The organism is Streptomyces sp. NPDC088812, from assembly GCF_044750285.1.
Taxonomy (GTDB): domain Bacteria; phylum Actinomycetota; class Actinomycetes; order Streptomycetales; family Streptomycetaceae; genus Streptomyces.
The window spans coordinates 353,945-380,296 of record NZ_JBIVJP010000003.1; the positions used below are offsets into that span (position 1 = coordinate 353,945).

Sequence of the window (26,352 nt, forward strand, 5' to 3'; positions counted from 1 at the left end):
GTGATCATCCGGTCCCTTGCCCGGCGGACGACCCGGACGTGACCTTCCGGAGGCGCTTGTTGACGGAACGTGACGTCGGGCTCGCGCATCCGTGACGTCCGTGACGGACGTGTCACGCCCCGCAGGACCGCAGGAAGGCCCGGGTCCGCTGGGCGATCGGCAGGGGCCGGTCCGGCTCGCACGGGTACATGTCCTGCTCGACGATCGCGAACAGGTCGACGTCCAGCTTCCGCGCGGCCTCCAGTACCGGGCCCAGCTCCGGCACCCCGGACGGCGGTTCGCACATCACGCCCTGGGCGACCGCGGGCCCGAACGGGGTCCCCTTCGCCCGCACGTCCGCCAGGATCTCCGGGTCCACCTGCTTGAGGTGCAGGTAGCCGATGCGTTCCCCGTAGGTCTCGATCAGCTTGACGCTGTCGCCGCCGCAGTACGCGTAGTGCCCGGTGTCGAGGCAGAGCGACACCGAGCCGGAGTCCGTGCCGTCCAGGAAGCGGGCGACGTTCTCCTCGCTGTCGATGTGGGTGTCGGCGTGTGGGTGGACGACGATCCGCAGGCCGTACCGCTCGCGCACCTCCCGCCCCAGCCGTTCGGTGAGCGAGGTGAGGTCGCGCCACTGCTCGGGCGTGAGCGTGTCCGGCTCGAGCACCTCGCCGGTCTTGTCGTCCCGCCAGAAGGAGGGGATGACCACCAGGTGGGAGGCGCCCACCGCCTGGGCCAGGGCCGCGTTGTCGGCGACGTGCGCCCAGGTCCGGTCCCAGACCGCCGCGCCGTGGTGCAGCCCGGTGAAGACCGTGCCCGCGGACACCTTCAGTCCGCGCCTCGTCGTCTCCTCGGTGAGGACGGCCGGGTCGGTCGGCAGGTACCCGTAGGGGCCCAGTTCGATCCACTCGTAGCCGGAGAGCGCCACCTCGTCGAGGAAACGCCGCCAGGGCACCTGCCGCGGGTCGTCGGGGAACCAGACGCCCCAGCTGTCGGGGGCCGAGCCGATCCGGATACGGGACAGTGGGGGCTGAGGTGACAACGACGTCATGGGCGTCAGCGTGCGGTCTCCCCGAAAGGGTGTCAAGCGCTGGTCCGAATGTCCGGACAAAGCATTGACAGGGTCCACCGCGGGGGACTACAAAGCCGTGAGGAGCCGGTACGGCGGCACGCCCGGCAGGCGCGAAGGCGTGCAGCCGACACGAAGGGATCTCGATGGCGTACGACCTGATCACCATGGGGCGGATCGGAGTGGACCTCTATCCGCTGCAGACGGGGGTCCCGCTGCCGCAGGTCACGTCCTTCGGGAAGTTCCTCGGCGGGTCCGCGACCAATGTCGCCGTCGCCGCCGCCCGCCTCGGCCGGCGCACCGCGGTGATCACCCGTACCGGTGACGACCCGTTCGGCACCTATCTGCACCAGGCCCTGCGCGACTTCGGCGTCGACGACCGCTGGGTCACCCCCGTCCCCGGCCTGCCGACCCCGGTCACCTTCTGCGAGGTCTTCCCGCCGGACGACTTCCCGCTGTACTTCTACCGGCAGCCCAAGGCGCCCGACCTGGAGATCGACGCCCACGACCTCGACCTCGACGCCGTCCGCGACGCCCGCGTCTTCTGGGTGACGGGCACCGGCCTGAGCCAGGAACCGAGCCGCACGGCGACGCTGGCGGCCCTCGCCCACCGTGCCAAGGCCGGCACCACCGTCTTCGACCTCGACTGGCGGCCCATGTTCTGGACCGACCCGGACGCGGCCCGCCCCTTCTACGCCGAGGCCCTGAAACACGCCACCGTCGCCGTCGGCAACCTCGACGAGGTGGAGGTCGCCACCGGCGTGCGCGAACCGCACGCCGCCGCCCGCGCCCTCCTCGACGCGGGCGTCGACATCGCCGTCGTCAAACAGGGGCCCCAGGGCGTCCTGGCCGTCAGCCGCGCGGGCGAACACGCCGAGGTCCCCCCGCTCCCGGTGACCGTCCTCAACGGCCTCGGCGCCGGGGACGCCTTCGGCGGCGCCCTCTGCCACGGCCTCCTCGCGGGCCGCGACCTGGAGACGGTCATGCGGTACGCCAACGCCGCCGGCGCCATCGTCGCCTCCCGCCTGGAGTGCTCCTCGGCCATGCCGACCCCCGACGAGATCGAGGCGGCGCTCACGGCGGGAGCCGTGCGGTGAGCGTCGACGTCGCGGAACTCGTGCACACCCGCACCCACCACCCCGAGGCGATCGCCGAGGCCGCCGCCCGCCGCACCCGACGGCCCCTGCTGGGCACGAGCGGCCGACTGATGATCGTCGCCGCCGACCACCCCGCCCGCGGCGCGCTCGGCGCCGGCGGCCGCTCCCTGGCCATGGCCAACCGCGCCGACCTGCTCGAACGCCTCTGCCTGGCGCTGTCCCGGCCCGGCGTCGACGGCGTCCTCGCCACCGCCGACATCCTCGACGACCTGCTTCTGCTCGGCGCCCTCGACGGCAAGGTCGTCATGGGCTCGATGAACCGCGGCGGCCTCCAGGGCGCCCGCTTCGAACTCGACGACCGCTTCACCGGCCACCGCGCCGAGGACATCGAACGGCTCGGCTTCGACGCGGGCAAACTGCTCCTGCGCATCGACTACGACGACACGGGCTCCCTCACCACCCTGGAGTCCACCGCCCGCGCGATCGACGGCATGGCCGCACGCCGGCTCCCCGTCTTCGTCGAGCCGTTCATCTCCCGCCGCGCCCCCGACGGCGGGCTCCGCAACGACCTGTCCGCCGAGGCCGTCACCCGGTCCATCGCCATCGCCTCCGGCCTCGGCGGCACCTCCGCCTACACCTGGCTCAAGGTGCCGGTCACCGACAACCCCGACGACATGGCCGAGGTCATGGAGACCTCCACCCTGCCGGCGGTCCTGCTGGGCGGCGAGGTCGGGGGCTCCGCCGAGGACCAGGCCGGCGCGTACGAGAAGTGGCGGGGCGCGCTGCGCCTGCCCACCGTCCGCGGCCTGGTGGTCGGCCGTTCGCTGCTGTACCCGGCGGACGGGGACGTGGCCGCCGCCGTCGACACCGCCGTAGGACTGCTGTGAGGGCCGCCGCATGACACACACCGAGCCGCAGCGCCCGTCGCGCACCGAGCCGCAGCGCCCGTCGGGCACCGAGCCGCACCACCGCCCGTCGGCCACCGAGCCGCAGCGCCCGTCGCGCACCGAGCCGCAGCGCCCGTCGGCCACCGAGCCGCACCACCGCCCGCCGGCCACCGAGCCGCAGCGCCCCGCGGACCACGACCTGTACGTCCCGCGCGGCGCCACCGCCGACGCGCAGCACGTCCTCGACATCGGCCCGGAGCGGGCCGGCTGGACCCACAGCAGTCTGCGCGTCGTCGAGCTGGCGCCCGGCGGCACGCACACCCTCACCGCCGGGGACAGCGAGTGGATCGTGCTTCCGCTGGAAGGCGCATGTACCGTGCGAACGGCTGATGAAGAGTTCCAACTCCTGGGCAGGGAGAGCGTTTTCGCGGCGGTCACCGACTTCGCGTACGTTCCCCGGGACGCCCGGGCACAGATCGCCTCCGGCGCGGGAGGCCGCTTCGCCCTGGCAGGAGCGAAGTGCGAGCGACGACTCCCCGCCCGCTACGGCCCCGCGCCGGAGGTACCCGTCGAGGAACGCGGCAGCGGCACCTGCGCCCGCCTGGTGCGCAACTTCGCCTCCGCCGACGCCTTCGACTGCGACAAGCTGATCGCCGTCGAGGTCGTCACCCCCGGCGGGAACTGGTCCTCGTACCCGCCGCACAAGCACGACGAGCACCGGCCCGGCGAGGAGTCGGAGCTCGAGGAGATCTACTACTTCGAGATCGACGGGCCGAACGGGTTCGGCTACCAGCGCGTGTCCCCCTCCCGTGCGGGCGGATCCGACGTCCTCGCCGAGGTCCGCTCCGGCGACGCCGTCCTCGTCCCCGACGGATGGCACGGCCCGTCGATCGCCCAGCCCGGCCACACCATGTACTACCTGAACGTCATGGCGGGGCCCGGCGGGACACGGGAGTGGCGGATCTGCTTCCACCCGGACCACGTCGAAAGCACAGGGGGTTACCGATGACCACGAGGCTCACCGTGGCCCAGGCGCTGGTGCGCTTCCTCGCCGCCCAGTACACCGAACGCGACGGCGTACGGCAGCGGCTGATCGGCGCGACCTGGGGCATCTTCGGCCACGGCAACGTCGCCGGCCTCGGCCAGGCGCTCGTCGAGTACGCCGACGTCATGCCGTACCACCAGGGCCGCAACGAGCAGTCGATGGTCCACGCGGCCGTCGGCTACGCCCGCCAGTCGAACCGCCTGTCCACCCACGCGGTGACGACGTCGATCGGCCCCGGCGCGACGAACCTGGTCACCGGTGCTGCCCTCGCCACGATCAACCACCTCCCGGTCCTCCTCCTCCCCGGCGACGTCTTCGCCACCCGCCCGGCCGACCCGGTGCTCCAGCAGCTGGAGCTCCCTTACGCCGGTGACGTGTCCGTCAACGACACCCTGCGCCCGGTCTCGAAGTACTTCGACCGCGTCACCCGCCCCGAGGCGCTCGTCCCGGCCGCGCTCCAGGCGATGCGCGTGCTGACGGACCCCGTGGAGACGGGCGCGGTGACCCTGGCGCTGCCGCAGGACGTCCAGGCCGAGGCGTACGACTGGCCCGAGGCGTTCTTCGCCGAGCGCACCTGGGCCGTCCGCCGGCCGGGCGCCGACCCGGCCGAGCTCGCCGAGGCGGTCCGGGCGATCCGGGCGGCCCGGCGGCCCCTGGTCGTGGCGGGCGGCGGCGTCCACCACAGCCGCGCCGAGGCGGCCCTCGCCGAGTTCGCCGAGGCCACCGGCGTCCCGGTCGCCTCCACCCAGGCCGGCAAGGGCTCCCTGCGCCACGACCACCCCCAGGACGTCGGCGGCGTCGGCCACACCGGCACCGCGACCGCCGACGAACTGGCCCGCACCGCCGACCTGGTGATCGGCGTCGGCACCCGGTACACCGACTTCACCACCGCCTCCCACACCCTGTTCGCCGGCGAGGGCGTCCGTTTCCTCAACCTCAACATCGCCGCCCACGACGCTCACAAGATGGCCGGCCTCCCGCTCGTCGCGGACGCCCGCAGCGGCCTGACGGAGCTGACGCAGGCCCTCGAACTCCACGCCCACCGCGTCGCGGACGCCTACGTCGCCGAGTACACCGACGGCAAGGAGCGCTGGGAGCAGCGCGTCGACGCCTGCTACGAGGCCGACGAGGTCGACGTACCCCCCACCCAGCCGCAGGTGCTGGGCGCGCTGGACGCGATCGTCGACGAGACGGACGTCATCGTCAACGCGGCCGGCTCGCTCCCCGGCGACCTGCACAAACTGTGGCGGACGCGCTCGCGGGACCAGTACCACCTGGAGTACGGCTACTCCTGCATGGGCTACGAGATCCCGGCCGCGCTCGGGGTGAAGCTGGCGGCGCCCGACCGGCCGGTGTGGGCGCTGGTCGGCGACGGCACGTACCTGATGATGCCGACGGAGATCGTCACGGCCGTGCAGGAGGGCATCGCGATCAAGGTCGTCCTCGTGCAGAACCACGGGTACGCCTCCATCGGCGGGCTGTCGGAGGAGACCGGCGGCGAACGCTACGGCACCGCCTACCGCCACCGGGCCGACGACGGCACCTTCACGGGCGCCCCCCTCCCCGTCGACCTGGCCGCCAACGCCGCCAGCCTCGGGATGCGCGTGCTGCGCGCCCGGACCGTGCGCGACCTGCGCGCGGCCCTCGCCGAGGCCCGGACGGCCGACACCCCCACATGTGTCTACGTCGAGACCCGAACGGCAGACACAGTGTCGGGCGCGCCCGAGGCACAGGCCTGGTGGGATGTACCCGTGGCCGAGACCGCGACCCGCCCGTCGGCGGTCAAGGCCCGTGAGCTGTACGAACGGCACGTCTCCACCCGACGCCGCCATCTGTGAAGGAGCAACTGGGCATGACGAAGATCGTCAACCACTGGATCGGCGGCAAGACCGTCGAGGGCGCGTCGGGAACGTTCGGGCCGGTCACCGACCCGGCGACCGGCGCGGTCACCACGAAGGTCGCGTTCGCCTCGGTCGACGAGGTCGACGCGGCGGTCGCGGCCGCCAAGGACGCCTTCGCGGCCTGGGGCCAGTCCTCGCTGGCCCAGCGCACCTCGATCCTGTTCCGGTTCCGCGCGCTGCTCGACGCCCACCGTGACGACATCGCCGGGCTGATCACCGCCGAGCACGGCAAGGTGCACTCCGACGCGCTCGGCGAGGTTGCCCGCGGCCTGGAGATCGTCGACCTGGCCTGCGGCATCAGCGTGCAGCTGAAGGGCGAGCTGTCCACGCAGGTCGCGAGCCGCGTGGACGTGGCGTCGATCCGCCAGCCGCTCGGTGTCGTCGCGGGCATCACGCCGTTCAACTTTCCGGCGATGGTCCCGATGTGGATGTTCCCGATCGCCATCGCGACCGGCAACACCTTCGTGCTGAAGCCGTCCGAGAAGGACCCGTCGGCGTCGGTGCGGCTCGCCGAACTGCTGGCCGAGGCCGGTCTGCCCGACGGCGTCTTCAACGTCGTCCACGGTGACAAGGTGGCCGTCGACCGCCTCCTGGAGCACCCGGACGTCAAGGCCGTCTCCTTCGTCGGCTCCACCCCGATCGCCCGCCACATCCACGCCACCGCCTCCGCGCACGGCAAGCGGGTCCAGGCCCTGGGCGGGGCCAAGAACCACATGCTGGTCCTCCCGGACGCCGACCTGGACGCGGCAGCGGACGCCGCCGTGTCCGCCGCCTACGGCTCGGCGGGCGAGCGCTGCATGGCCATCTCGGCCGTGGTCGCGGTCGGTTCGATCGGCGACGAGCTGGTGGAGAAGATCCGCGAGCGCGCCGAGAAGATCAAGATCGGCCCCGGCAACGACCCGGCCTCCGAGATGGGCCCGCTGATCACCGCCGCCCACCGCGACAAGGTCGCCTCCTACGTCACGGGCGCGGCGGCCGAGGGCGCCGAGGTGGTCCTCGACGGCACCGGCCACACGGTCGACGGCTTCGAGGACGGCCACTGGATCGGCATCTCGCTGCTGGACAAGGTGCCCACGTCGGCCAAGGCCTACCAGGACGAGATCTTCGGTCCGGTGCTGTGCGTGCTGCGCGCGGACACCTACGAGGAGGGCGTGGCGCTCATCAACACCTCCCCCTTCGGCAACGGCACCGCGATCTTCACCCGGGACGGCGGCGCCGCCCGCCGCTTCCAGCTGGAGGTCGAGGCGGGCATGGTCGGCGTGAACGTCCCGATCCCGGTCCCCGTCGGCTACCACAGCTTCGGCGGCTGGAAGGACTCCCTCTTCGGCGACCACCACATCTACGGCAACGACGGCACGCACTTCTACACCCGCGGCAAGGTCGTCACCACCCGCTGGCCGGACCCTGCCGAGGCCCCGGCGGGCGTGGACCTGGGATTCCCGCGCAACCACTGAGGACCACCGGGTCCGTCGGCGCCCGGCCCCTCCACGGGGGCAGGGCGCCGACGTGTTCACCGCGTGCTGCCGGTCAGCTCCTGGACCCGCTCGGTGCGGTCGCCGGTCCGAGCGGCCGGACTCCAGCAGCCCCCACCGACACGTCCGCCTGCCGGACGGCCGCACCTTTTTCGGAGCACGTCCTGCGGTTCCCGCACCTCCCAAGGCGGCCGAACGGCTTGCGGGAAACCGCCGTAAACGCCATTACAGGCCCTTGGCGGCTACGGATTCCGTACTCAAACACCTATTGACGCGCTGCTTTTCGTCGGGGTTCGATGCACCGCCGGGAGCGACCAGGAGAACGTACAGCGATCCGCCGGAGGCGATAGCGCTCCCGACCCCACCTCTGCCGCACGAGTCGATCGGAACCGCCGCATGACCGACACGCTCCGCCCTGTCGAAACCGCCCTTCCCCAGGCGCCGGACAGTCCCCAGAAGCTGAAGCGCTCCATCGGTGTCGTCGGCGGCACCCTCCTCACCCTCTCGTGCGTGACGCCCGCCTCCACCCTCTTCGTCGTCGTCCCCGACCTGTTCGGCTCGCTCGGCACCGCGACCGCCCTCACGATCGCGATCGGCTCGCTCCTCTGTATCGCGGTGGCGTTCTGCTACTCGGAGCTGGGCACCCTCATCCCCAGCGCGGGCGGCGAGTACGCCATGGTGTCGACGATGGCCGGACGGCTCGCGGGCTGGCTCGTCTTCGTCCTGTCGCTCCTGGTCGTGATGATCGTCCCGCCGGTGATCGCCATGGGCACGGCCGACTACCTGGCCCCGGTCGTCCACCTCGACCCGTCGCTCGCCGGCGCCGGCGTCATGCTGCTGGCCACTCTCGCCGGCCTGCTCGACCTGCGGGCCAACGCCTGGATCACCGGTGTCTTCCTGGTCCTGGAGGTCATCGCGGCGGCCGTCGTGGCGGTGCTGGGCTTCGCCCACGCCGAGCGCGGTCCGGGCAGCCTGGTGTCGATGGAGGTCGCCGGTGCCGACGGCCGGCCGGACACCGTCACCGCCCTGCTGGTCGTCTCCGGTCTCGCCATCGCCCTCTTCGTCACCCAGGGCTTCTCCACCGCCGTCTACCTCTCCGAGGAACTGGAGCACCCGCGCCGCACCGTCGCCCGCACGGTCCTCGCCACCCTCGCCATCTCCACCGTGATCATCCTGGTCCCGGTCGCCGCGATCACCCTGGGCGCCTCCGACCTCGCCGAGCTGACCGGCGGCGACATCGGCTCCATGGTCACCGCCTGGTCCAGCTCCGCCGTCGGCACCTTCGTCAGCCTCTGCGTGGCCCTCGCGATCATCAACGCCGGCATCGTCATGGTCATCCAGAACTCCCGCGTCCTGTTCGCCTCGGCCCGCGACAAGGCCTGGCCCCAGCCGGTCAACGACGCCTTCGCCCGGCTCGGCCGCTTCGGCTCCCCCTGGGTCGCCACCCTCGCCGTCGGCGTCCCCGGCGCGGCCCTGTGCTTCGTCGACCTCGACACGCTGTACGGCGTGACGGGCGTCTCCGTGACCGGCATGTACCTGCTCGTCGCCATCGCCGCCCTGCTCGGCCGCCGCGGCGCCCACCGCCACACCCCGGCCTGGCGCATGCCGTTCTGGCCGGTCGTCCCGGCCCTGCTGATCGTGGTCCTCGCCTACATCCTCACCCAGCAGGAGACCGCCTACCTCCTGTGGACCGGCGGCATCACCGCCGTCGCCACCCTCTACTGGGCCCTCTACCTCCGCCCCCGCCGCGACACCCGCTGGCTGGTGTCGATCCCGGAGGACGCGCGGGCCTGACACGTACGGCGGCGGGGTCGCGTACCGCGTCCGCGGTACGCGACCCGGCCGCCGTACGCCGGAGGTAGGCCGGGCGGTTCCGCCTCCGGTCGACATCTCCCCGACAGTTTCACCCCGTACCGTTGCAGCATGGATCTTCGACTGCCCCGGCTGCGGGGACTGCGGCGGCCGCGGCGGCTGGTGGCCGCCGCGGCCGCCGTCGTCGTCCTCGCGGGCGCCGGGACATGGACGGCCGTCGCCTCAGACGACCCGCCGCCCGTCAAGCGCAGTGACCGGGTGCTGGCCGTGGACGGGGTGCGCCTGGACACCTCGTACTTCACGTCCGGGACCGGCCGCCGCCCCGCCGTCCTGCTGGGGCACGGCTTCGGCGGGAGCAAGGACGACGTCCGGCAGCAGGCCGAGGAACTGGCCCGCGCCGGATACGCCGTGCTGACCTGGTCGGCGCGCGGCTTCGGCAAGTCCACCGGGAAGATCGGGCTGAACGACCCGCAGGGCGAGGTCGCCGACGTCTCGAAGCTGATCGACTGGCTGGCGAAGCGCCCCGAGGTGCAGCTCGACAAGGCCGGCGACCCGCGCGTGGGCATGACCGGCGCCTCCTACGGCGGCGCGATCTCCCTGCTGGGCGCCGGCTACGACGACCGGGTCGACGCCATCGCCCCGTCCATCACGTACTGGAACCTCGCGGACGCCCTGTTCCCCGACGGCGTCTTCAAGAAGCTGTGGGCCGGCATCTTCTTCAACACCGGGGGCGGCTGCGCGAACTTCGAGCCCGCGCTGTGCGCGATGTACCAGCGGGTCGCCGAGTCCGGCACGCCCGACGACGCCGCCCGCGCGATACTCCAGGCGCGTTCGCCGTCCGCCGTCGCCGACCGCATCGACGTCCCCACCCTCCTGATCCAGGGGCAGACCGACTCCCTCTTCACGCTCGCCCAGTCCGACGCCGCCGAGAAGGCGATCAGCGCGGGCGGCGCCCCCGTCGACGTCGACTGGATCGCGGGCGGCCACGACGGCGGAGACCTGGAGACCGACCGGGTGCGAGCCCGGGTGACCTCCTGGTTCGACCGCTACCTCAAGGAGGACGAGGCCGCCGACACCGGCCCGGCCTTCCGTGTCACCCGCACCCTCGGTACCGGCACCAACGACGGCGAGACCCGCCTCAGCGGAGCGAGCGCCGACACCTACCCCGGTCTGGAGAGCGCCGGCCGCTCCCTCGCCCTCAGCGGCCGCGAGCAGAGCGTCGACAACCCGGCCGGCGCCACCCCGCCCGCCGTGTCCGCCCTGCCCGGCCTCGGCGGCTCCGGCCTCTCCCAGCTGTCGAGCCTCGGCGTCGGCGTCTCCCTCGACTTCCCCGGCCAGTACGCGGCCTTCGAGACCGCCCCCGTCCGCGAGGACCTGCGGATCACCGGCTCGCCCACGGTCACCGTGCACGTGACGTCCACGACCGACGACGCCGTCCTCTTCGCCAAGGTGTACGACGTCGGCCCCGGCGGCGGTGCCCAGCAGGTGCTGCCGTCCCAGCTGGTCCAGCCCGTCCGGGTGGAGGGCTCCAAGACCGGCAAGGACGTCACGGTCACCCTGCCCGCCATCGACCACGAGGTGGAGGACGGCCACCGGCTGCGCCTGGTCCTCGCCTCCACGGACCTCGGCTACGCCTCCCCGGCGGCCCCGGCGACGTACACGGTCTCCGTGAAGGGCGATCTGACGGTGCCGACGGCCCTGAGCGGCACGGACGCGGCGGCCCCGCTGCCCGCCCGCGTATGGTGGCTCCCGCTCGCCGGTGCCGTCCTCGCCGCGGCGCTGCTGCTGACCGCCCGCCGCCGCACGAAGGCCCCCGCCGCCCCGGACCCGGCCCTCGCCGACGTCCCGCTCCAGATCACCGGCCTGACCAAGCGGTACGCGAAGTCCGCCGACCGGTACGCGGTCCAGGACCTGTCCTTCCGCGTCGAGAAGGGCCAGGTGCTCGGCCTGCTCGGCCCCAACGGCGCGGGCAAGACGACGACCCTGCGCATGCTGATGGGCCTGATCACCCCGGACGGCGGCGAGATCCGCGTCTTCGGCCACGCCATCGCGCCCGGCGCCCCGGTGCTGTCCCGCGTCGGCGCCTTCGTCGAGGGCGCGGGCTTCCTCCCGCACCTGTCCGGCCGGGAGAACCTGGAGCTGTACTGGCGGGCCACCGGCCGCCCGCCGCAGGACGCCCACCTGGACGAGGCTCTGGAGATCGCGGGCCTCGGCGACGCGCTCGCCCGCGCGGTCCGCACCTACTCGCAGGGCATGCGCCAGCGCCTCGCCATCGCCCAGGCCATGCTCGGCCTGCCCGACCTGCTCATCCTCGACGAGCCGACCAACGGCCTCGACCCGCCCCAGATCCGCGAGATGCGCGAGGTGATGATCCGCTACGCGGCGGCCGGCCGCACGGTGATCGTCTCCAGCCACCTGCTGTCCGAGGTCGAGCAGTCCTGCACCCACCTCGTGGTGATGGACCACGGGCAGCTCGTCCAGGCGGGCCCGGTCCGGGAGATCGTCGGCTCCGGCGACACCCTGCTCGTCGGCACCTCCGCGCCGGTGGACGATCCCGTCGTCGAGAAGGTCGCCGCGCTGCCCGGCGTGGCCTCGGCCGACCGCGCCGACGACGGACTGCTGGTCCGCCTCGACCCCGACGGCACCCCGGCCCGCCTGGTCGCCGACCTGGTCCGCCTGGAGGTCCCCGTGGAGTCGGTCGGCCCGCACCGCCGCCTCGAAGACGCCTTCCTCACCCTGATCGGAGACTCCGCATGAGCACGCTCACCGACCGCGCGGAGGTCGCCGACGGCTACCGCGCCGGCCGTACGCTGCCCGTCCGGGTCGAGCTGGTCCGGCAGCTGAAGCGGCGCCGCACGCTGGTCATGGGCGGCGTCCTGTTCGCCCTGCCGTTCGTGCTGCTCGTCGCCTTCCAGGTGGGCGGCGGTCCCGGCGCGGGCAACGACCGGGTGAACCTGATGGACACCGCCACGCTGTCCGGCGCGAACTTCGCCGCGGTGAACCTCTTCGCCTCCGCGGGCTTCCTGCTGGTCATCCCGGTGGCCCTGTTCTGCGGCGACACCGTGGCGTCGGAGGCCGGCTGGTCCTCCCTGCGCTACCTCCTCGCCGCGCCCGTGCCCCGCGCCCGCCTGCTGTGGTCCAAGCTCGTCGTCGGACTCGGCCTCAGCCTGGCCGCGATGGTGCTGCTGCCGGTCGTCGCCCTCGCCGTCGGCACGGCCGCGTACGGCTGGGGGCCGCTGCAACTGCCCACCGGCGGTCTGCTGCCGGCGGGCACCGCCGCCCAGCGCCTGCTGATCACCGTCGCGTATCTCTTCCTGTCCCAACTGGTCACCGCCGCCCTGGCGTTCTGGCTCTCCACCCGCACCGACGCCCCGCTCGGCGCGGTCGGCGGCGCGGTGGGCCTGACCATCGTCGGCAACGTCCTCGACGAGGTCACCGCCCTCGGCGACTGGCGCGAACTCCTGCCCTCGCACTGGCAGTACGCCTGGCTCGACGCCGTCCAGCCGACGCTCCAGTGGACCGACATGATCCAGGGCGTCTCGGTGTCGGTGACGTACGCGCTCGTGCTGTTCGCCCTGGCCTTCCGGGGGTTCGCCCGCAAGGACGTGGTGTCGTAGGGGAAGAAGGAGGCTCGCCCCACGGCCCCGACGCACCCGCGCCGTGCCCGCTCGTCCGGACCGTCCCGGTCCGTGACGGCCTCGGGCACGGCGCTTCGCCGTGTTGCCGCGGCACCCCTGGTGCAAGTTCTTACTCGTGAGTAAGGTGCCGTCCACCGCCTGCCAGCCCCCTCTTCCTCCCAGGAGCCGCCATGGGCATGCGCAAGGACCTGAAACGGGCCGCACGCCGTACCGATCTGGCCGCCCGCACCCACGTGGACCTCGTCAGGGACGGGACCGGCACCGTGCGGGAGGCCCGCACCGCCCCCCTCGTACCGCTCCTCACCGGCGGCAGCACCGCCGACCTGCCCTTCACCAACGCGGCCGAGGCCCCCGACGCCGTCGTCCTGCGCCGCAGGGACCCGGGCGGCGACTGGCGGCCGGTGACGGCGGCCGCCTTCGCCCGCGAGGTCACCGCCGTCGCCAAGGGACTGATCGCCGCCGGCCTGGAACCGGGCGGCCGCGTCGCGGTGATGTCCCGCACCCGCTACGAGTGGACCGTCCTGGACTTCGCGATCTGGGCGGCCGGCGGCCAGAGCGTCCCCGTCTACGCCACCTCCGCCGCCCACCAGGTGGAGTGGATCGTCCGCGACTCCGGCGCCCGCTTCGTCGTCACCGAGACCGCGGCCAACACCGCCACGGTCACCACGGCCACGGCCGGCCACCCCGGCCGGCCCCGCGTCTGGGAACTGGACGCGGACGCCCTCACCGGCCTCACCGCCCTCGGCCGCGACCTCCCCGACGAGGAGGTCGCCAAACGCCGCGCCGCCCTCACCCCCGACACCCCCGCGACCCTCTGCTACACCTCCGGCACCACCGGCCGCCCCAAGGGCTGCGTCCTCACCCACGCCAACCTGCACGCCGAGGCCGCCAACACCCTCGAACTCCTCCACCCCGTCTTCCAGGAGGTCACCGGCCAGACCGCCTCCACCCTCCTCTTCCTCCCCCTGGCCCACATCCTCGGCCGCACCCTCCAGATCGCCTGTCTGACGGCCCGCATCGAGACCGGCCACTTCCCGAGCGTCAGGCCCGACGAACTCCGCCCCGCCCTCAGGGAGTTCCGCCCCACCTTCGTCGTCGGCGTGCCCTACCTCTTCGAGCGCATCCACGACACGGGCCGCGCCACCGCCGAGAAGATCGGCCGCGCCGCCTCCTTCGACCGTGCCGAACGCGTCGCCGTCCGCTTCGCCGAGGCACACCTGCGGCGCTTCCTCGGCACCGGCAAGGGCCCCGGCCCCGGCCTCCGGGCCGCGTGGGCCCTGTACGACCTGCTGGTCTACCGCCGCATCCGCACGGAGCTCGGCGGCCGCCTGCGCTACGCCATCAGCGGCGGCTCCCCCCTCGACCGCTCCCTCAACCTCTTCTTCTACGCCGCCGGCATCATGGTCTACGAGGGCTACGGCCTCACCGAGACCACCGCCGCCGCCACCGTCGTACCCCCGCTGGGGCCCCGCCCGGGCACGGTCGGCCGCCCGGTCCCCGGCACATCCGTCCGCATCGCCGACGACGGCGAGGTCCTCATCCGCGGCGGTGTGGTCTTCGGCGGCTACTGGAACGCCCCCGACGCCACGGACGCCGTCCTCACCGACGGCTGGTTCGCCACCGGCGACCTCGGCTCCCTCGACGAGGACGGCTACCTCACCATCACCGGCCGCAAGAAGGACCTCATCGTCACCTCCGGCGGCAAGAACGTCTCCCCGGCCGTCCTCGAGGACCGGCTGCGCAGCCGCACCCCGGTCGGCCAGTGCATGGTCGTCGGCGACAACCGCCCCTTCGTCGCCGCCCTGATCACCCTGGACCCCGACGCGGTCGCCCACTGGCTCGCCGTACGCGGACGCCCCGCCGGCACCCCGCTCGCCGAGGTGATCCACGACCCCCTGCTGCGCGCCGACGTCCAGAAGGCGGTCGACTACGCCAACGAGGCCGTATCCCGCGCCGAGTCGATCCGCGCCTTCACCCTCGTCGAGGGCGAGTTCACCGAGGACAACGACCTGCTCACGCCCTCCCTGAAGGTCAAGCGCCACACGGTGGCGGCCCGCTACCGCGCGGAGATCGACGAGCTGTACGGCGTGTGACAGCACGACGGCGGGCCACCGGGGGAACCGGTGACCCGCCGCGGCGGTACGTCAGACCGAGGATCAGCCGTTGCCCGTGCCGTTGCCCGCCAGGACGGAGATGTCGTCCAGGATGTGCGACAGCGGCTCGTCGCCCTTGGCCTGGGTGCTGTTCTCGACGCACTGCTGGTTCTGCGGGGCCGACAGGATCGGGATGTCCTGGACGCCGATGTTGATGAGCCCGACGAGGGACTGGGCGTTGACCTTGGCCGGCAGGCCGACGCACGGCTTGTTCAGCGAACCCTGCACCAGCGAGAGCTGCGGGCTCATGTCGCCGAACGTGGCCGAGTTGCCGAACGCCTGGGAGGCGCCGTTGCCGCTGGCGGACGTGGTGCCGCTGTCGTCACCGATGGCCAGGGCCGGCGACGCGGACGCGACCGCGAGACCGGCCATGGAGGCGGCGACGGCGGCGGTGGCCCACAGCTTCTTCATGTTTTCGTTCCCTTCGAAAAGCGCACTCCGGAGGAGGAGTTGCGTGACCGTCAACGGGCCGCGCCGTGCGGGGGTTGCGGACCGTACCCCGATCGGCGCAGCGCACCGGGCCGACGCCGCACGCCCCCTCGCCGGTACGCGCACGCCCTCCTCGTCCCGTCGACGGACGCGGCGAGCAGAGACGTTTCTCTTCAGTTCAGTGGTGCGGGCACACGACGGAACGGCGGGCCGCCGGTGGTCCGGCGGCCCGCCGCAGGGAGGGGGCCGTTCCGAGGGATCGGGGAACGACCCCGTTCACCTCGTCCTGGCTCAGCCGTTGCCGTCGCCGTTGCCCGACAGGGCCGAGATGTCGTCCAGGATGTGCGACAGCGGCTCGTCGCCCTTGGCCTGGGTGCTGTTCTCGACGCACTGCTGGTTCTGCGGGGCCGACAGGATCGGGACGTCCTGGACGCCGATGTTGAGGAGCCCGACGAGGGACTGGGCGTTGACCTTGGCCGGCAGACCGATGCAGGGCTTGTTGAGGGAGCCCTGGATGAGCGCCATCTGCGGGCTCATGTTCCCGTACGTGGCCGAGTTGCCGAACGCCTGGGAGGCGCCGTTGCCGCTGGCGGACGTGGTGCCGCTGTCGTTGCCGATCGCGACCGCCGGAACAGCGGCGGCGGCGGAGACGCCGACGACGGAGGCGGCGACCGCGGCGCCGGCCAGTACCTTCTTGATCACTTGCTAGTCCCTTCTGAGGAAACCCCGTCCACCGGAGCGCCCTGGTCAACTCCCCCCACCGTGTTTGGTTCCCCCCGTTCACTCCGATGGCCCAGTGGGCGCGGGCGGCGGGGAAAGCGCGGCTCCTATCGGGTGAAGCGCCGCAACCATTCCCGGAGTGCCGGGTTGAGCCGTGGCAGGCACGTGGTCCCGGTGTCGGAGCCGGGACGGGGAAAGGAAAGCGACATGCTGAAGAAGGCAATGGCCGTGGCGGCGGTCGCCGTTTCCGCCGTCGGTGCGTCGGCGGCGGCCGCCCCTGAGGCGCTTGCCATCGGGGACGACAGCAAAACGACGTCCGCCAGCGGCAACGGCGCCTCCCAGGCGTTCGGCAACTCGGCCACGTTCGGCGACATGAGCCCGCAGCTCTCGCTGGTGCAGGGTTCGCTGAACAAGCCGTGCGTCGGCCTGCCGGCCAAGGTCAACGCCCAGTCCCTCGTCGGGCTCATCAACATCGGCGTCCAGGACATCCCGATCCTGTCGGCCCCGCAGAACCAGCAGTGCGTCGAGAACAGCACCCAGGCCAAGGGCGACGAGCCGCTGTCGCACATCCTGGACGACATCTCCGTCCTGGCGGGCAACGGCACGGGCAACGGCTGACGCCCGCGGCTCCCGGCCCGTCCGGCGGCCTTCTCCTCCCTGTCACCGGCGACACGCGTTCATCTGACGGCGTGCCCCTCCCGGCCGCACGGCCGGGCCCCTGGCCGGCCTTGGACCACCGTTCCGCGTCCCGAGGCCGGCCTTTCCCACTTCTTCAAGCAGGAAGACCACGAGATTGCGACAGACCCTGAGCAAGGGAGTGGTCGCGGCTGCCGCCGCGACGAGCATCCTGTCCCTGTGCGGCGGCGGTTCCGCACTCGCCGACACACACGCGGACGGGGCCGCGAGGAACTCGCCCGGCGTCGCCTCGGGCAATGACATCCAGGTCCCGGTGACCGTCCCGGTGAACGCCTGCGGCAACTCGGTCGACGTCGTCGCCGCGCTGAACCCGGCCTTCGGCAACGTCTGCGCCACCGCCTCCGACGCGGACGGGGACCGCGCCAGGCCCGGCGCACCCCACGGCCACGACGACCCCGACGGCTACGGCCACGACGACCCCGACGGCTACGGCTACGGCGACTCCCACGGCTACGGCTACGGCGACGACTCCGACGGCTATGGCTATGGCGACTCCGGCTACGGGGACGACGACTCGGGGTACGGATCCACACCGCCCCCGGGGGGCGGGGATCACACGCCGCCTCCGGGGGACGGGGGCCACACGCCTCCCCCTCCGGGCGATGGGGGCCACACGACCCCGCCTCCCGGTGACGGCGATCACACGCCTCCCCCGCCGGGCGACGGCGGTCACACGACCCCGCCTCCGGGAGACGGGAGCCACACGACCCCGCCGCCGGGCGACGGCGATCACACGCCTCCCCCGCCGGGCGACGGCGGTCACACGACCCCGCCTCCGGGGGACGGGAGCCACACGACCCCGCCTCCGGGCGACGGCGGTCACACCACCCCGCCCCGCACCGGGGGCGAGCCGCCCCAGCTGCCCCACACCGGCAGCGAGGGTCTGTGGGCCGCCTCGGGGGCCAGTGTCGCGCTGGTCGCCGCGGGCGCGGTCCTGTACCGGCGGGGCAGGATCGCGACGCGTCGGTGAACGCACGGGTGCCGGACGCCCCGCGCCCGGCACCCGTATGCCTCACCCGCACACCCCGTCAGGCGGAAGGGGGCGGCGGGAGAGGGCCGTGCGTCAGAGCCTGGTCCTGGTCCTGGTCCTGGTCCTGGTCGTCGCTCGGGTCGGTCGGGTCCGGTGCGCCCGGTGCGGCGGACAGGCCGGTCACGGACGGCGGGGGCGGTGCCGTCCGGCGGACGGACCGGGCGGCTGCGGCGGGGGTGCCGACGGAAGCGCCGGCGGGGGTGCCGGCGGGGCCGGGCCGGCGCAGGCGGCCCAGCAGGCGGCGGGTGACATGGGCGGTCCACAGGCCCCACATCGCCAGGCCGGGAGCGGTGTCGTCACCGGCGTACCAGGCGAGTTCGCGGCCGTGCGGCGCCGGACGCAGGGCGGCCGGCAGCGCGTAGTTCTCCACCACGAACGACCGCCCCGGCCGCGGCGCCCCCTCCGGCAGCGGACGGTGCGTCAGGTCCAGGTGCTGGGCGCGTACGACGTCCAGTCCGGCGGTGTCGGCGAAGAGACGGAACTGGGCGCCGGGGCGCGGGTTGAAGTCGAGCAGGTGGTAGCGGCCGCTCGCACCGCACCGGCGGAAGTCGAGGTCGAAGATGCCGCGGTAGTCCAGTGCGGCGGCGAGCCGCTCGGACTGTGCCTGCACCTGGGGGTTCGCGGTCCACTCGCCCACCGCCGTCAGACCCGCTCCGCGCGGCCAGGAGCACAGCTTGCGCCCGGGACCGCCGCCGCGCACCCGCCCCGAGCGGTCGGCGTACCCGTGGAAGAACCAGTCGCGGTCGGGGCCGGGCGGCAGGAACTCCTGGAGCAGCAGCCGGCTGCCGGCCTCCGCGGAGCGCGCGTACAGGTCGCGCGCCTCCTGGGGGGAACGCACCACGACGGTGCTGCGCAGCCCCGAACCGGCCGGGAGCAGCCAGGGCCTGCTCCACTTCGCCACCACCGGCAGGCCGAGCCGCCGGGCGGCGGAGGCGGCCTGCGCGGCGCTCTCCGGGACCACCGTGTCCGGGTGCGGCAGGTCCGCCGCCGCGCACAGCCCGGCCAGTTCCGCCTTGTCGGCGACCCGCTCGGGCAGCGTGCCGGGCTGCTGCGGCAGCAGGTAGGCGGGCGCCAGCTCCGCGCGCAGCCGGCTCACCGCGACCGCGCCCGCGTCGTCCATCGCGATCAGCACGGCGGGCCGCTCGATGCGGGAGGCCACCCCCAGCAGTACGGCGGCGATGTCGGCGGGGGAGGCGCCGGGCGGCGGCGGAGGATGCAGCCGGCGCGCGAAACGGGACCTGCGGAGGGGACTGCCCGTCACATCGGCGACGACGTGGACGTCGACCCCGGCTCTGCCGAGCGAGCGCACGGCCCCCAGCGTTCCGTGGTGAAAGGGGTTCCGGTCGATCCGCAGCAGTACGGCGGGGACGCGGGTGTCGAGCAGCGACACGGGCTCTTCCTTCGGTTCGGTTCACCGGTGCGGACGATCAGGGCACTCGAAAGCCGTAACGGCGGTGGCGTGCTTCCTTCGCGTGTGACTCTCATATGACTGTGTGTCGGCCACGCGTGGAGGAAGGAGCAGGCATGACCCCACAGCGACGACGCGTCCGGTCGCGGCGGCCGGTCGTCGTGGCGGCGGCCGCCGCGGTGTCGGCGGCGCTCGCGGCCGGTTCCGGATGCGCCGCGGGCGCGGGCGCGGGCGCGGGCGTGGGCGTGGGCACGGGGGCGGGCGTGGGCGTGGGCACGGGGGCGGCGCGGACCGCCGGACCTGCCGTTCCGCTGCCGGCCGTGCCGGCCGTGCCGGCCGCCGGGGGACTGCCCGCGCCCGCCGCCGTCACGCGTCCCGCCGATCCCGGTCCCGCCTTCGGCGCCTACCTCGACTACGGCGCCCGGGGCGTGGCCCGGATGGCGCTGCTCAGCCAGTGGCTGGGCGGCGCCGACCTGCGGGTCGGCCACACCTACCTGCCGGGCGACCGGTGGAGCAACATCGAGGGCCGCTCCGGGTTCCTCGGTGTGTGGGCCGACTGGCGGCGCGAGCGGAGCGACCGGATGCTCGTCCTCAACGTCCCCATGCTGGAGCGCAACGAGGAGGGGCTGCCGGACGCCGAGGTGCGCGCGCTGCTGCGCCAGGGCGCGGCCGGACGGTTCGACCACCACTTCCGCGCGCTGGCCGAGCGGCTGGTCGCGCTGCGGGTGCCGGACACGGTGATCGTGCTCGGCTGGGAGATGAACGGCGTCACGTACACCCATCGCTGCGGACCGGACCCCGAGGCGTGGACGGCGTACTGGCGGCGGATCGTCACCGCCATGCGGGCCGTGCCGGGGCAGCGGTTCCGGTTCGACTTCACGCCGAGCCGCGGGCGGGACGCCATCCCGTGGACCCGGTGCTACCCGGGGGACGACACGGTCGACATCGTCGGCATGGACTCCTACGACCAGCCGGCCGGCCGCTCGTTCGACGAGCAGGTGACGGAACCGTACGGGCTCCGGTTCCACGTCGACTTCGCGAAGAGCCACGGCAAAGCCCTCTCGTACCCCGAGTGGGGACTGTTCCGCAACGGTGACAACCCCGTGTACATGCGGCGGATGCTCGACTGGATGGACCGGCACCGGCCGCTGTACAACACGCTGACCGACTACTGCCCGCACGGTGTGTGGCAGTGCACGCGCAACCCCGAGGCGTCGCGGGTCTACCGCTCGGTGCTCTACGGCCGCACCGACGGGCCGGCCGGGCCGACGGCACCGCAGCCCCCGGGGAGCTGTTCGCCGCTGGGCCTCGGCGGCTGGATCGAGCACTGGATCGGCGGCCGGCCCTGCGTCCGCCCCGACCGGTGGCCGCGCGTCCGCTGACCGGCCCGCCCGCGGCGGCGGGCTCGCGTCAGGTCCCGCCGCCACCGGCACGCCGTTCACCCCCCTGGTGCGCCGTGTGCCCCCCGTCCGCTCCGGCGTCCTTGCGCTCCTCCCAGCGGCGCCGCAGCTCCTTGCCCCGCCGGCGCGCGGCCACGTCGCACACCACGGCCGACATCAGCGGGGCCGTGGGCCGGCGGGCGAGCAGCAGCCGCTGGTTGACGACCGGCTCGGGACGCCAGTGGTGCTTGTACGGCTCGTTGCCGCGCAGCAGGCTCAGCGTGCCGCGCCCGCCGTCGCGGCTGTGCTCGCAGCACGCGTCGAGCAGCATCACCGCCACGTCCGCCTTGCGCTCCCGCAGCCGCGGATGGGCGCCGTACAGGTAGCCGCCCGCCAGGCGGTGGGAGAGCAGCGTCAGGTCGACGGCGACCACGTCGTCGTCGAGCCGGAACTCGGTGACCACCGCGTCCCCGGAGCGCACCATCGGTCCGACGGAGCGCACCAGGTGCTCGGAGAACCGGGCCTGGAGGTGTTCGCCCGTCACCTTCCGGCCCTGCCACTGCAACCGGTGCAGGTCGAGCAGGCGCCGCAGCGCCGGGTCCACCTCGTCGCCGCGGACGACCTGGCGTTCGACGCCGAGCGCGGTCAGCTTGCGCAGCTTGGCCCGCACCCGCTGGGCCTTCGCCGAGGGCAGCCGGGCCACCAGTTCGTCCATCGGGACGGCCGGCAGTTCCAGGCACACCGAGTCGCTCACCCGTCGGCGCGGTCCGTGCCAGCGCTCGTACACCCGCTCCGCCGCGCCGCCCGGCCGGACCTCGCGGAAGTCGATCAGCGCGGTGCGGGCGGCGGCCTCGAGCCCCTCGGTGAGCGCGGCGACGGCCCGCTCCCCGTGCTCGTCGTCGACCAGCACGTCCCCGTAGTCGGAGATCGCCCCGCCGAGCGGCACCAGCGCGGGCAGCGGTCCGCGGACGGCCATCAGCGGGGCGGCCGCGACGAGCTCGCCGCCGGAGCGCACCAGCAGCAGCCGCAGCCGGCCGCGCCTGCCGTACGACAGCCACCACGAGTGCAGCCAGGCGTGGCTCTGGAACGGGGTGGCCGTCCCGCACCGCCGGTACAGCCGCCCCCAGACGGGTGCGAGGGCGGCGAACTCCTCCTCGTCGGTGACGAGTTCGATGGTGTACGCCGGCATCACGGCGCTGGGCGGGCGTCGACGGCGACGGCGACGGCCGGTCCGGGCACGGCGGCGGTACGGCCGGACTCCTCCCGGTCGCCCCTGGGCCGCACGAGCAGGGCCAGCGCGCCGAGCAGTCCGCCCGCGCTCGCGCCGACCAGCCCGGTCACCGCGGGGGACGCCGACGACGGCTCGGCCGGCTCGACCGCCCGGGCGAACTGCTGGAGTTCGACGTGGGTGGTGGCCTGGGAGTCCCTGGCGTGCCGGGTCAGGGCACGGGAGACCGCGTTGGCCATGTCGGCGGCCGTGTCGGCGCGCGAGGACGTCCCCGTGATCGCGACCATCGGGGCGTCCGGCGAGGTCGCCGTCCGTACGCCGCTCCGCAGCGTCTCCACCGGCACGCCCGCCCACACCTGCGCGTCCCCGAGCACCGCGAGCTGGGTGGCGACCCGGCCGTAGGCCTGGGCGAAGCCCAGGGCGGACGCCGTGTCGGACTGCTCCGTCGGCACGGCGACGACGTAGGCCGTGGCCGAGTAGACGGGCGGCTGGAGGACGCCGTACGCGCCGCCGAGGAGGCCGCCGGCGAGGGTGCCGGCGGCGACCAGGGACCACGGCGGGAGCGCCCTGACGCGGTGCGCGGGGCCGGACGGCCGGTGCGGCCGGTGCTGCCGGTGCGGCCGGGCGGAGGTCTCGGTCATGACGGAGTGACTCCCTGAGGTGAGGGGGACGACGGGGCCGGCAGGGGCTGCCGGGACAGGGTGGCCGCGTACACGTCCATGAGCCGGGCGGCACTGCGGGCGATGTCGTAGTGGTGGGCGGCCTCGGGCGCGGTGCGCGGGCGCGGCCCCCGCGCGCGCGTCTCGGCCAGCGCCCGCGCGAACGCCGCCGCGCCGCCGGACACGCGGCGTGCGCCGGGCGCGGCGTGCGCGGGCAGGTCCTCGATCGCGGGGCAGGAGGCGTACACCACGGGCAGACCGCAGGCGAGCGCCTCCACGACCGCCAGGCCGAACGACTCCTCCGGGGACGGCGAGACGAGCACGTCCATCGCGCAGGCGAGGGAGGGCAGGTCGGGGCCGGGGCCGCCGTCGGGGAGGTAGGGGCGTTCACCCGTGAACAGGACGCGGTCGGCGACCCCGGCGTCCCGGGCGGTGCGGCGCAGCGCGTCCTCCTCGGGGCCGGCCCCGACCAGCAGCAGCCGGTGGTCGGCGGGGAGGGCGGCCAGGGCGCGGACGGCGACGTCCAGGCGTTTGCCGGGGTGCAGACGGCCGACCGCGCCGACGACGTGGGCGTGGTCCGGCAGACCGAGCCGGCGGCGGACGAGGTGGCGCCGGGCCGGGTCGAAGCGGAAGCGGGCCAGGTCGATGCCGTTGGGGACGACCTGGACGCGGGCGGCGGGGACGCCCCAGCGCACGAGGCGGCCGGCGACCGCCGGGGAGACGGCGACGGTGGCCCGGCCCAGGCGCTCGCCGGCGAGGTAGAGGGCGCGGACGCCCGCGGTGAGCGGGCGGCCCTCCAGCCGCGACGCGTTCAGGGAGTGCTCGGTGGCGACGATCGCGCGCACGCCCGCGAGCCGCGCGGCGAGACGGCCGTACAGGCAGGCCCGGTACAGGTGGGTGTGGACGAGGTCGTAGCCGCCGGAGCGGATCAGGCGGACCAGGCGGGGCAGGGCGGCCAGGTCGCGGTTGCCGGCCATGCCGAGGTGGACCACGCGCACCCCGTCCGCGGCCAGCCCGTCGGCCACCGCCCCCGGGTTGGTCAGCGTCACGACGTCGCAGTCGGCCGGCAGGTGCCGCAGCAGCAGCCGCAGCTGCTGCTCGGCGCCGCCCACGCCGAGCCCCGTGATGATGTGCAGCACCCTCACCGCAGCCCCTCCACGGGCCGTCGGCGCAGCCGGTGCAGCCGGTACTTCAGGAACAGGCGCGGCGCGGTGTCGTTCTGTCCGACGTGCACGCGGGGGAGGGTGAGCGGGCCGTTCAGCGGACCGGGGTCGATGGCGCAGGCGTAGGCGTATCCGGCGTCGCGCACGGCGTCCACGGCCCGCCGGTCGACGGTCCCGTACGGGTAGCAGAAGCCGTCGGGTTCCGTGCCGAGCAGCTCGGCGAGCGCGGCCCGGCTGCCGGCGGTCTCCGCCTTCAGGGTGAGGTCGTCGGCCCGGGTCAGGTCGACGTGGGTCAGGCCGTGCGAGCCGATCTCGACGCCCTCGGCGGCCGCCCGCCGGACGCCGTCGGCGGTCAGCAGCGGTCTGCGCGGGCCCAGCGGGTCCCAGGCGTTGTCGCCGCCGAGCCGGCCGGGCAGCACGAACAGGGTGGCCGTGCAGCCGTGGCGGCGCAGTACGGGAAGGGCGCCGGTGAGGAAGTCGGCGTACCCGTCGTCGAAGGTGAGGCCGATCAGGTCGCGGCCCTCGCCCCGGGCGCGCGCCGCGAGCAGCTCGGCCACGGACACGCCCCGCAGGCCGCGCCGCGACAGCCAGAGCAGCTGCCGCTCCAGCCGCTCGGGGGTGACCGTGATGCGGTACGGGTCGTCGGAGCAGTCGCCCACGGAGTGGTACATCGCCACCCAGGGGACGGGGCCGGGGGCGGCGTCAACGGGAACGGACATACGGCAGCCTTCGGATCGCGGAACGGACGGAACTCGAAGCGGTGGCGATGCCCCGGTCGCCCAGGGCCCAGCCGAGCAGGACGAAGACGGCGGCCGCGGTGAGCGTTCCGGCGGCGAGGCCGGGAACGGGGCGGGTGATGCCGTCCGCCACCAGCGTTCCGGCGAGCGTCGCGGCCACGGCCGCCCGCAGCGGCCGGCTCAGGTCGCGCAGCACGAGCCGGACGCGGACCGGCACCGTGCGCGGGCCCGTCCCGGCCAGCAGCACCAGCGCGGTGACGGTGATGCCGGCCGCGTTGGCGGCGGCGATCCCGTACACGCCGAAGGGCCGTACGGCCGCCGCGCCCAGGACGCAGGTGACGACGATCCCGACGGTCATCGCGCCGAACGGGTACCAGGACGGGCGGGCGCCCGAGAAGTACGAGCGGGCCAGCGCGCCGACCAGGGTCTGGCCGAGCAGCCCCAGCGCGTACACCCGCATCACCCCGGCCGTCGCCGCCGTGTCCCGGGCGGTGAACGCGCCCCGCTGGAAGAGCAGTTCGATGATCTGCGGCGCACAGGCGACGACCGTGGCCGTGCCGAGCAGCACCACGCACGCGGCGAGCGCCACGTCGCGCTCCACGCGGTCCCGGGCCCGCTCGGTGTCGCCCTCGGCGAGCGCCCGCGCCACCACCGGGAACGTCACCGTGCACAGCATCAGCGAGAGGATCATCGGCATCTGCGCGACCTTCTGCGCGTAGTTCAGGTGCGAGATCGCCCCGGACGGCAGGTGCGAGGCGAGGAACCGCTCCACGAGGACCTGCGACTGCCGGCACAGCGCGAACAGCAGCACGGTCGCCACGACGGCCGTACCGAGCGGCCGCGGCTCCTCACCGCCCGCCTCCGGCACCCCGGCCGGACGCCTCGCCAACCGCCCGGCCAGCGACGGCAGTTGGACGACGACCATCAGGCACCCGCCGACCGCGACGCCGACCGCCGCCGACCGCACCCCCCACCGCCCGGCGAGGACGAACATCCCCGTCACGATGCCGACGTTGTACGCCACGTAGATCGCGGCCGGTGCCACGAACCGCCGGTGCGCGCGCAGGGCCGCGCTGCAGTACCCGGCGAGCCCGAAGCTCACCACACAGGTGGCGGTGAGCCGGGTGCAGTCGACGGCGAGCCGGGGGTCGGGCAGGCCGGGCGCGAGGACCTCGACCAGCTGGGGGGCGAGGAGCGCGACGAGGACGCCGACCGCGACGAACGCCGCCGACAGGCGCGGGAGCGTTCCGGCGACCAGGGCGCGGACCGGATCGCCGGGAACCCCCTGGGCGCGCCGGGCCAGGGCCACGCTGAACGCCGGGATCAGCGCGAACGCCAGCCCGTCCTCGATGAGCAGCGTCGCCGCGAACTCGGGCACGGTCCACGCCACGAGGAACGCGTCCGTGTCGCTGCCCGCCCCGAACAGCCGGGCCAGCGCCTGGTCGCGCACCAGCCCGAGCAGCGACCCGGCGACCGACAGCACGGCGGTGACGAGGGCGGCCTTGGCGAGGAACCGCCGGGAGGGAGCGGGGAGTTCGGGGTCCGCCTTCCCGGCCCCGGACCGCGCCCCGGCCCCGGAACGCGCCCCGGCCCCGGACCGCGCGGCGGCGCCCCCGGACGGCACGCCGGCGCCGCCGCGCGGGCGGGCGCCCGCACCGCTGCGCGCGCGGTCGTGCGCGCGGTCGTGCGTGCGGCGGTCCGACGTGCGATCGGGCGCGGGAGAGCACGCGCCGCTGTTGCCTGCCCTGGCGTCTGCCGCGCCGCCGCGTTCTGCCCTGCTGTCTGCCGCGCCGCTGTTCCCTGCTCTGCCCTCCGCCGCGCCGCTGTCGCCCGCCCCGCCTTCCGCCGTG

Annotated in this window: 21 protein-coding genes; 12 read left to right on the plus strand and 9 right to left on the minus strand. The window is 74.2% G+C overall.

Annotated features, from left to right (window positions below):
* Window positions 1-112: 112 nt before the first annotated feature.
* Entirely contained in the window at window positions 113-1,030 is a 918-nt protein-coding gene (locus ACIP67_RS07760) for a sugar phosphate isomerase/epimerase family protein (protein ID WP_401688911.1), read from the minus strand.
* 164 nt (window positions 1,031-1,194) lie between these two features.
* Between ACIP67_RS07760 and iolC the strand changes: the two genes are divergently transcribed.
* The 9 genes from iolC to ACIP67_RS07805 all read left to right on the plus strand — a co-directional run bounded on the left by iolC (window position 1,195) and on the right by ACIP67_RS07805 (window position 14,993).
* Window positions 1,195-2,145, plus strand: a complete 951-nt coding sequence (gene iolC, locus ACIP67_RS07765; protein WP_401688914.1) for a 5-dehydro-2-deoxygluconokinase — start codon at window positions 1,195-1,197, stop codon at window positions 2,143-2,145.
* Window positions 2,142-3,032: a deoxyribose-phosphate aldolase gene (locus tag ACIP67_RS07770; protein WP_401688917.1), complete on the plus strand. Its 891-nt coding sequence runs from the start codon at window positions 2,142-2,144 to the stop codon at window positions 3,030-3,032. The genes iolC and ACIP67_RS07770 overlap by 4 nt, the downstream gene beginning before the upstream one ends.
* 10 nt (window positions 3,033-3,042) lie before the next feature.
* Window positions 3,043-4,041, plus strand: coding sequence for a 5-deoxy-glucuronate isomerase (gene iolB, locus ACIP67_RS07775; RefSeq protein ID WP_401688920.1), 999 nt, complete (start codon window positions 3,043-3,045; stop codon window positions 4,039-4,041).
* Window positions 4,038-5,915: a 3D-(3,5/4)-trihydroxycyclohexane-1,2-dione acylhydrolase (decyclizing) gene (gene iolD / locus ACIP67_RS07780; protein ID WP_401688923.1), complete on the plus strand. Its 1,878-nt coding sequence runs from the start codon at window positions 4,038-4,040 to the stop codon at window positions 5,913-5,915. The genes iolB and iolD overlap by 4 nt, the downstream gene beginning before the upstream one ends.
* Window positions 5,916-5,929: 14 nt before the next feature.
* Window positions 5,930-7,432, plus strand: coding sequence for a CoA-acylating methylmalonate-semialdehyde dehydrogenase (gene mmsA, locus ACIP67_RS07785; protein WP_401688926.1), 1,503 nt, complete (start codon window positions 5,930-5,932; stop codon window positions 7,430-7,432).
* A gap of 414 nt (window positions 7,433-7,846) precedes the next feature.
* Window positions 7,847-9,244 (plus strand): APC family permease, encoded by a 1,398-nt coding sequence (locus tag ACIP67_RS07790; RefSeq protein WP_401688929.1) that lies wholly within the window; start codon window positions 7,847-7,849, stop codon window positions 9,242-9,244.
* Window positions 9,245-9,373: 129 nt separating this feature from the next.
* Window positions 9,374-12,019, plus strand: a complete 2,646-nt coding sequence (locus ACIP67_RS07795; RefSeq protein WP_401688932.1) for an alpha/beta fold hydrolase — start codon at window positions 9,374-9,376, stop codon at window positions 12,017-12,019.
* Window positions 12,016-12,879 (plus strand): ABC transporter permease, encoded by an 864-nt coding sequence (locus ACIP67_RS07800; RefSeq protein WP_401688935.1) that lies wholly within the window; start codon window positions 12,016-12,018, stop codon window positions 12,877-12,879. The genes ACIP67_RS07795 and ACIP67_RS07800 overlap by 4 nt, the downstream gene beginning before the upstream one ends.
* Before the next feature lie 191 nt (window positions 12,880-13,070).
* Window positions 13,071-14,993, plus strand: a complete 1,923-nt coding sequence (locus ACIP67_RS07805) for an AMP-dependent synthetase/ligase (protein ID WP_401688938.1) — start codon at window positions 13,071-13,073, stop codon at window positions 14,991-14,993.
* A 63-nt stretch (window positions 14,994-15,056) separates the two neighbouring features.
* Here the strand turns inward: ACIP67_RS07805 and ACIP67_RS07810 are convergent, their stop codons facing one another.
* Window positions 15,057-15,464 carry a rodlin gene (locus tag ACIP67_RS07810; protein WP_401688941.1) on the minus strand — a complete coding sequence of 136 codons (408 nt, stop codon included), beginning with the start codon at window positions 15,462-15,464 and terminating at the stop codon, window positions 15,057-15,059.
* A gap of 309 nt (window positions 15,465-15,773) precedes the next feature.
* Entirely contained in the window at window positions 15,774-16,184 is a 411-nt protein-coding gene (locus ACIP67_RS07815; RefSeq protein ID WP_401688944.1) for a rodlin, read from the minus strand.
* 225 nt (window positions 16,185-16,409) lie between these two features.
* Between ACIP67_RS07815 and ACIP67_RS07820 the strand changes: the two genes are divergently transcribed.
* Window positions 16,410-16,820, plus strand: a complete 411-nt coding sequence (locus tag ACIP67_RS07820) for a rodlin (RefSeq protein ID WP_401688947.1) — start codon at window positions 16,410-16,412, stop codon at window positions 16,818-16,820.
* A 175-nt stretch (window positions 16,821-16,995) separates the two neighbouring features.
* Window positions 16,996-17,868 carry a chaplin family protein gene (locus ACIP67_RS07825; RefSeq protein WP_401688950.1) on the plus strand — a complete coding sequence of 291 codons (873 nt, stop codon included), beginning with the start codon at window positions 16,996-16,998 and terminating at the stop codon, window positions 17,866-17,868.
* A 58-nt stretch (window positions 17,869-17,926) separates the two neighbouring features.
* Here the strand turns inward: ACIP67_RS07825 and ACIP67_RS07830 are convergent, their stop codons facing one another.
* Complete coding sequence (locus ACIP67_RS07830) at window positions 17,927-19,318, minus strand: ATP-grasp domain-containing protein (RefSeq protein ID WP_401688953.1); 1,392 nt, start codon at window positions 19,316-19,318, stop codon at window positions 17,927-17,929.
* 134 nt (window positions 19,319-19,452) lie between these two features.
* Between ACIP67_RS07830 and ACIP67_RS07835 the strand changes: the two genes are divergently transcribed.
* Entirely contained in the window at window positions 19,453-20,718 is a 1,266-nt protein-coding gene (locus ACIP67_RS07835; protein WP_401688956.1) for a glycoside hydrolase family 26 protein, read from the plus strand.
* A gap of 28 nt (window positions 20,719-20,746) precedes the next feature.
* Here ACIP67_RS07835 and ACIP67_RS07840 read toward each other — a convergent pair whose 3' ends face one another.
* Genes ACIP67_RS07840 through murJ form a run of 5 tightly spaced genes read right to left on the minus strand, consistent with a single transcriptional unit; the run spans window position 20,747 to window position 26,126 of the window.
* Window positions 20,747-21,904 (minus strand): GNAT family N-acetyltransferase, encoded by a 1,158-nt coding sequence (locus ACIP67_RS07840; protein ID WP_401688959.1) that lies wholly within the window; start codon window positions 21,902-21,904, stop codon window positions 20,747-20,749.
* Window positions 21,904-22,584: a lipopolysaccharide biosynthesis protein gene (locus ACIP67_RS07845; protein ID WP_401688962.1), complete on the minus strand. Its 681-nt coding sequence runs from the start codon at window positions 22,582-22,584 to the stop codon at window positions 21,904-21,906. The genes ACIP67_RS07840 and ACIP67_RS07845 overlap by 1 nt, the downstream gene beginning before the upstream one ends.
* The gene (locus ACIP67_RS07850; RefSeq protein WP_401688965.1) at window positions 22,581-23,747 is read right to left on the minus strand and encodes a glycosyltransferase; all 1,167 of its coding nucleotides are present in this window, start codon (window positions 23,745-23,747) and stop codon (window positions 22,581-22,583) included. The genes ACIP67_RS07845 and ACIP67_RS07850 overlap by 4 nt, the downstream gene beginning before the upstream one ends.
* On the minus strand, window positions 23,744-24,484 hold the full coding sequence (locus tag ACIP67_RS07855) for a polysaccharide deacetylase family protein (RefSeq protein ID WP_401688968.1): 741 nt from the start codon (window positions 24,482-24,484) through the stop codon (window positions 23,744-23,746). The genes ACIP67_RS07850 and ACIP67_RS07855 overlap by 4 nt, the downstream gene beginning before the upstream one ends.
* The gene (gene murJ, locus ACIP67_RS07860; RefSeq protein WP_401689284.1) at window positions 24,468-26,126 is read right to left on the minus strand and encodes a murein biosynthesis integral membrane protein MurJ; all 1,659 of its coding nucleotides are present in this window, start codon (window positions 26,124-26,126) and stop codon (window positions 24,468-24,470) included. The genes ACIP67_RS07855 and murJ overlap by 17 nt, the downstream gene beginning before the upstream one ends.
* Between the last annotated feature and the right edge of the window lie 226 nt (window positions 26,127-26,352).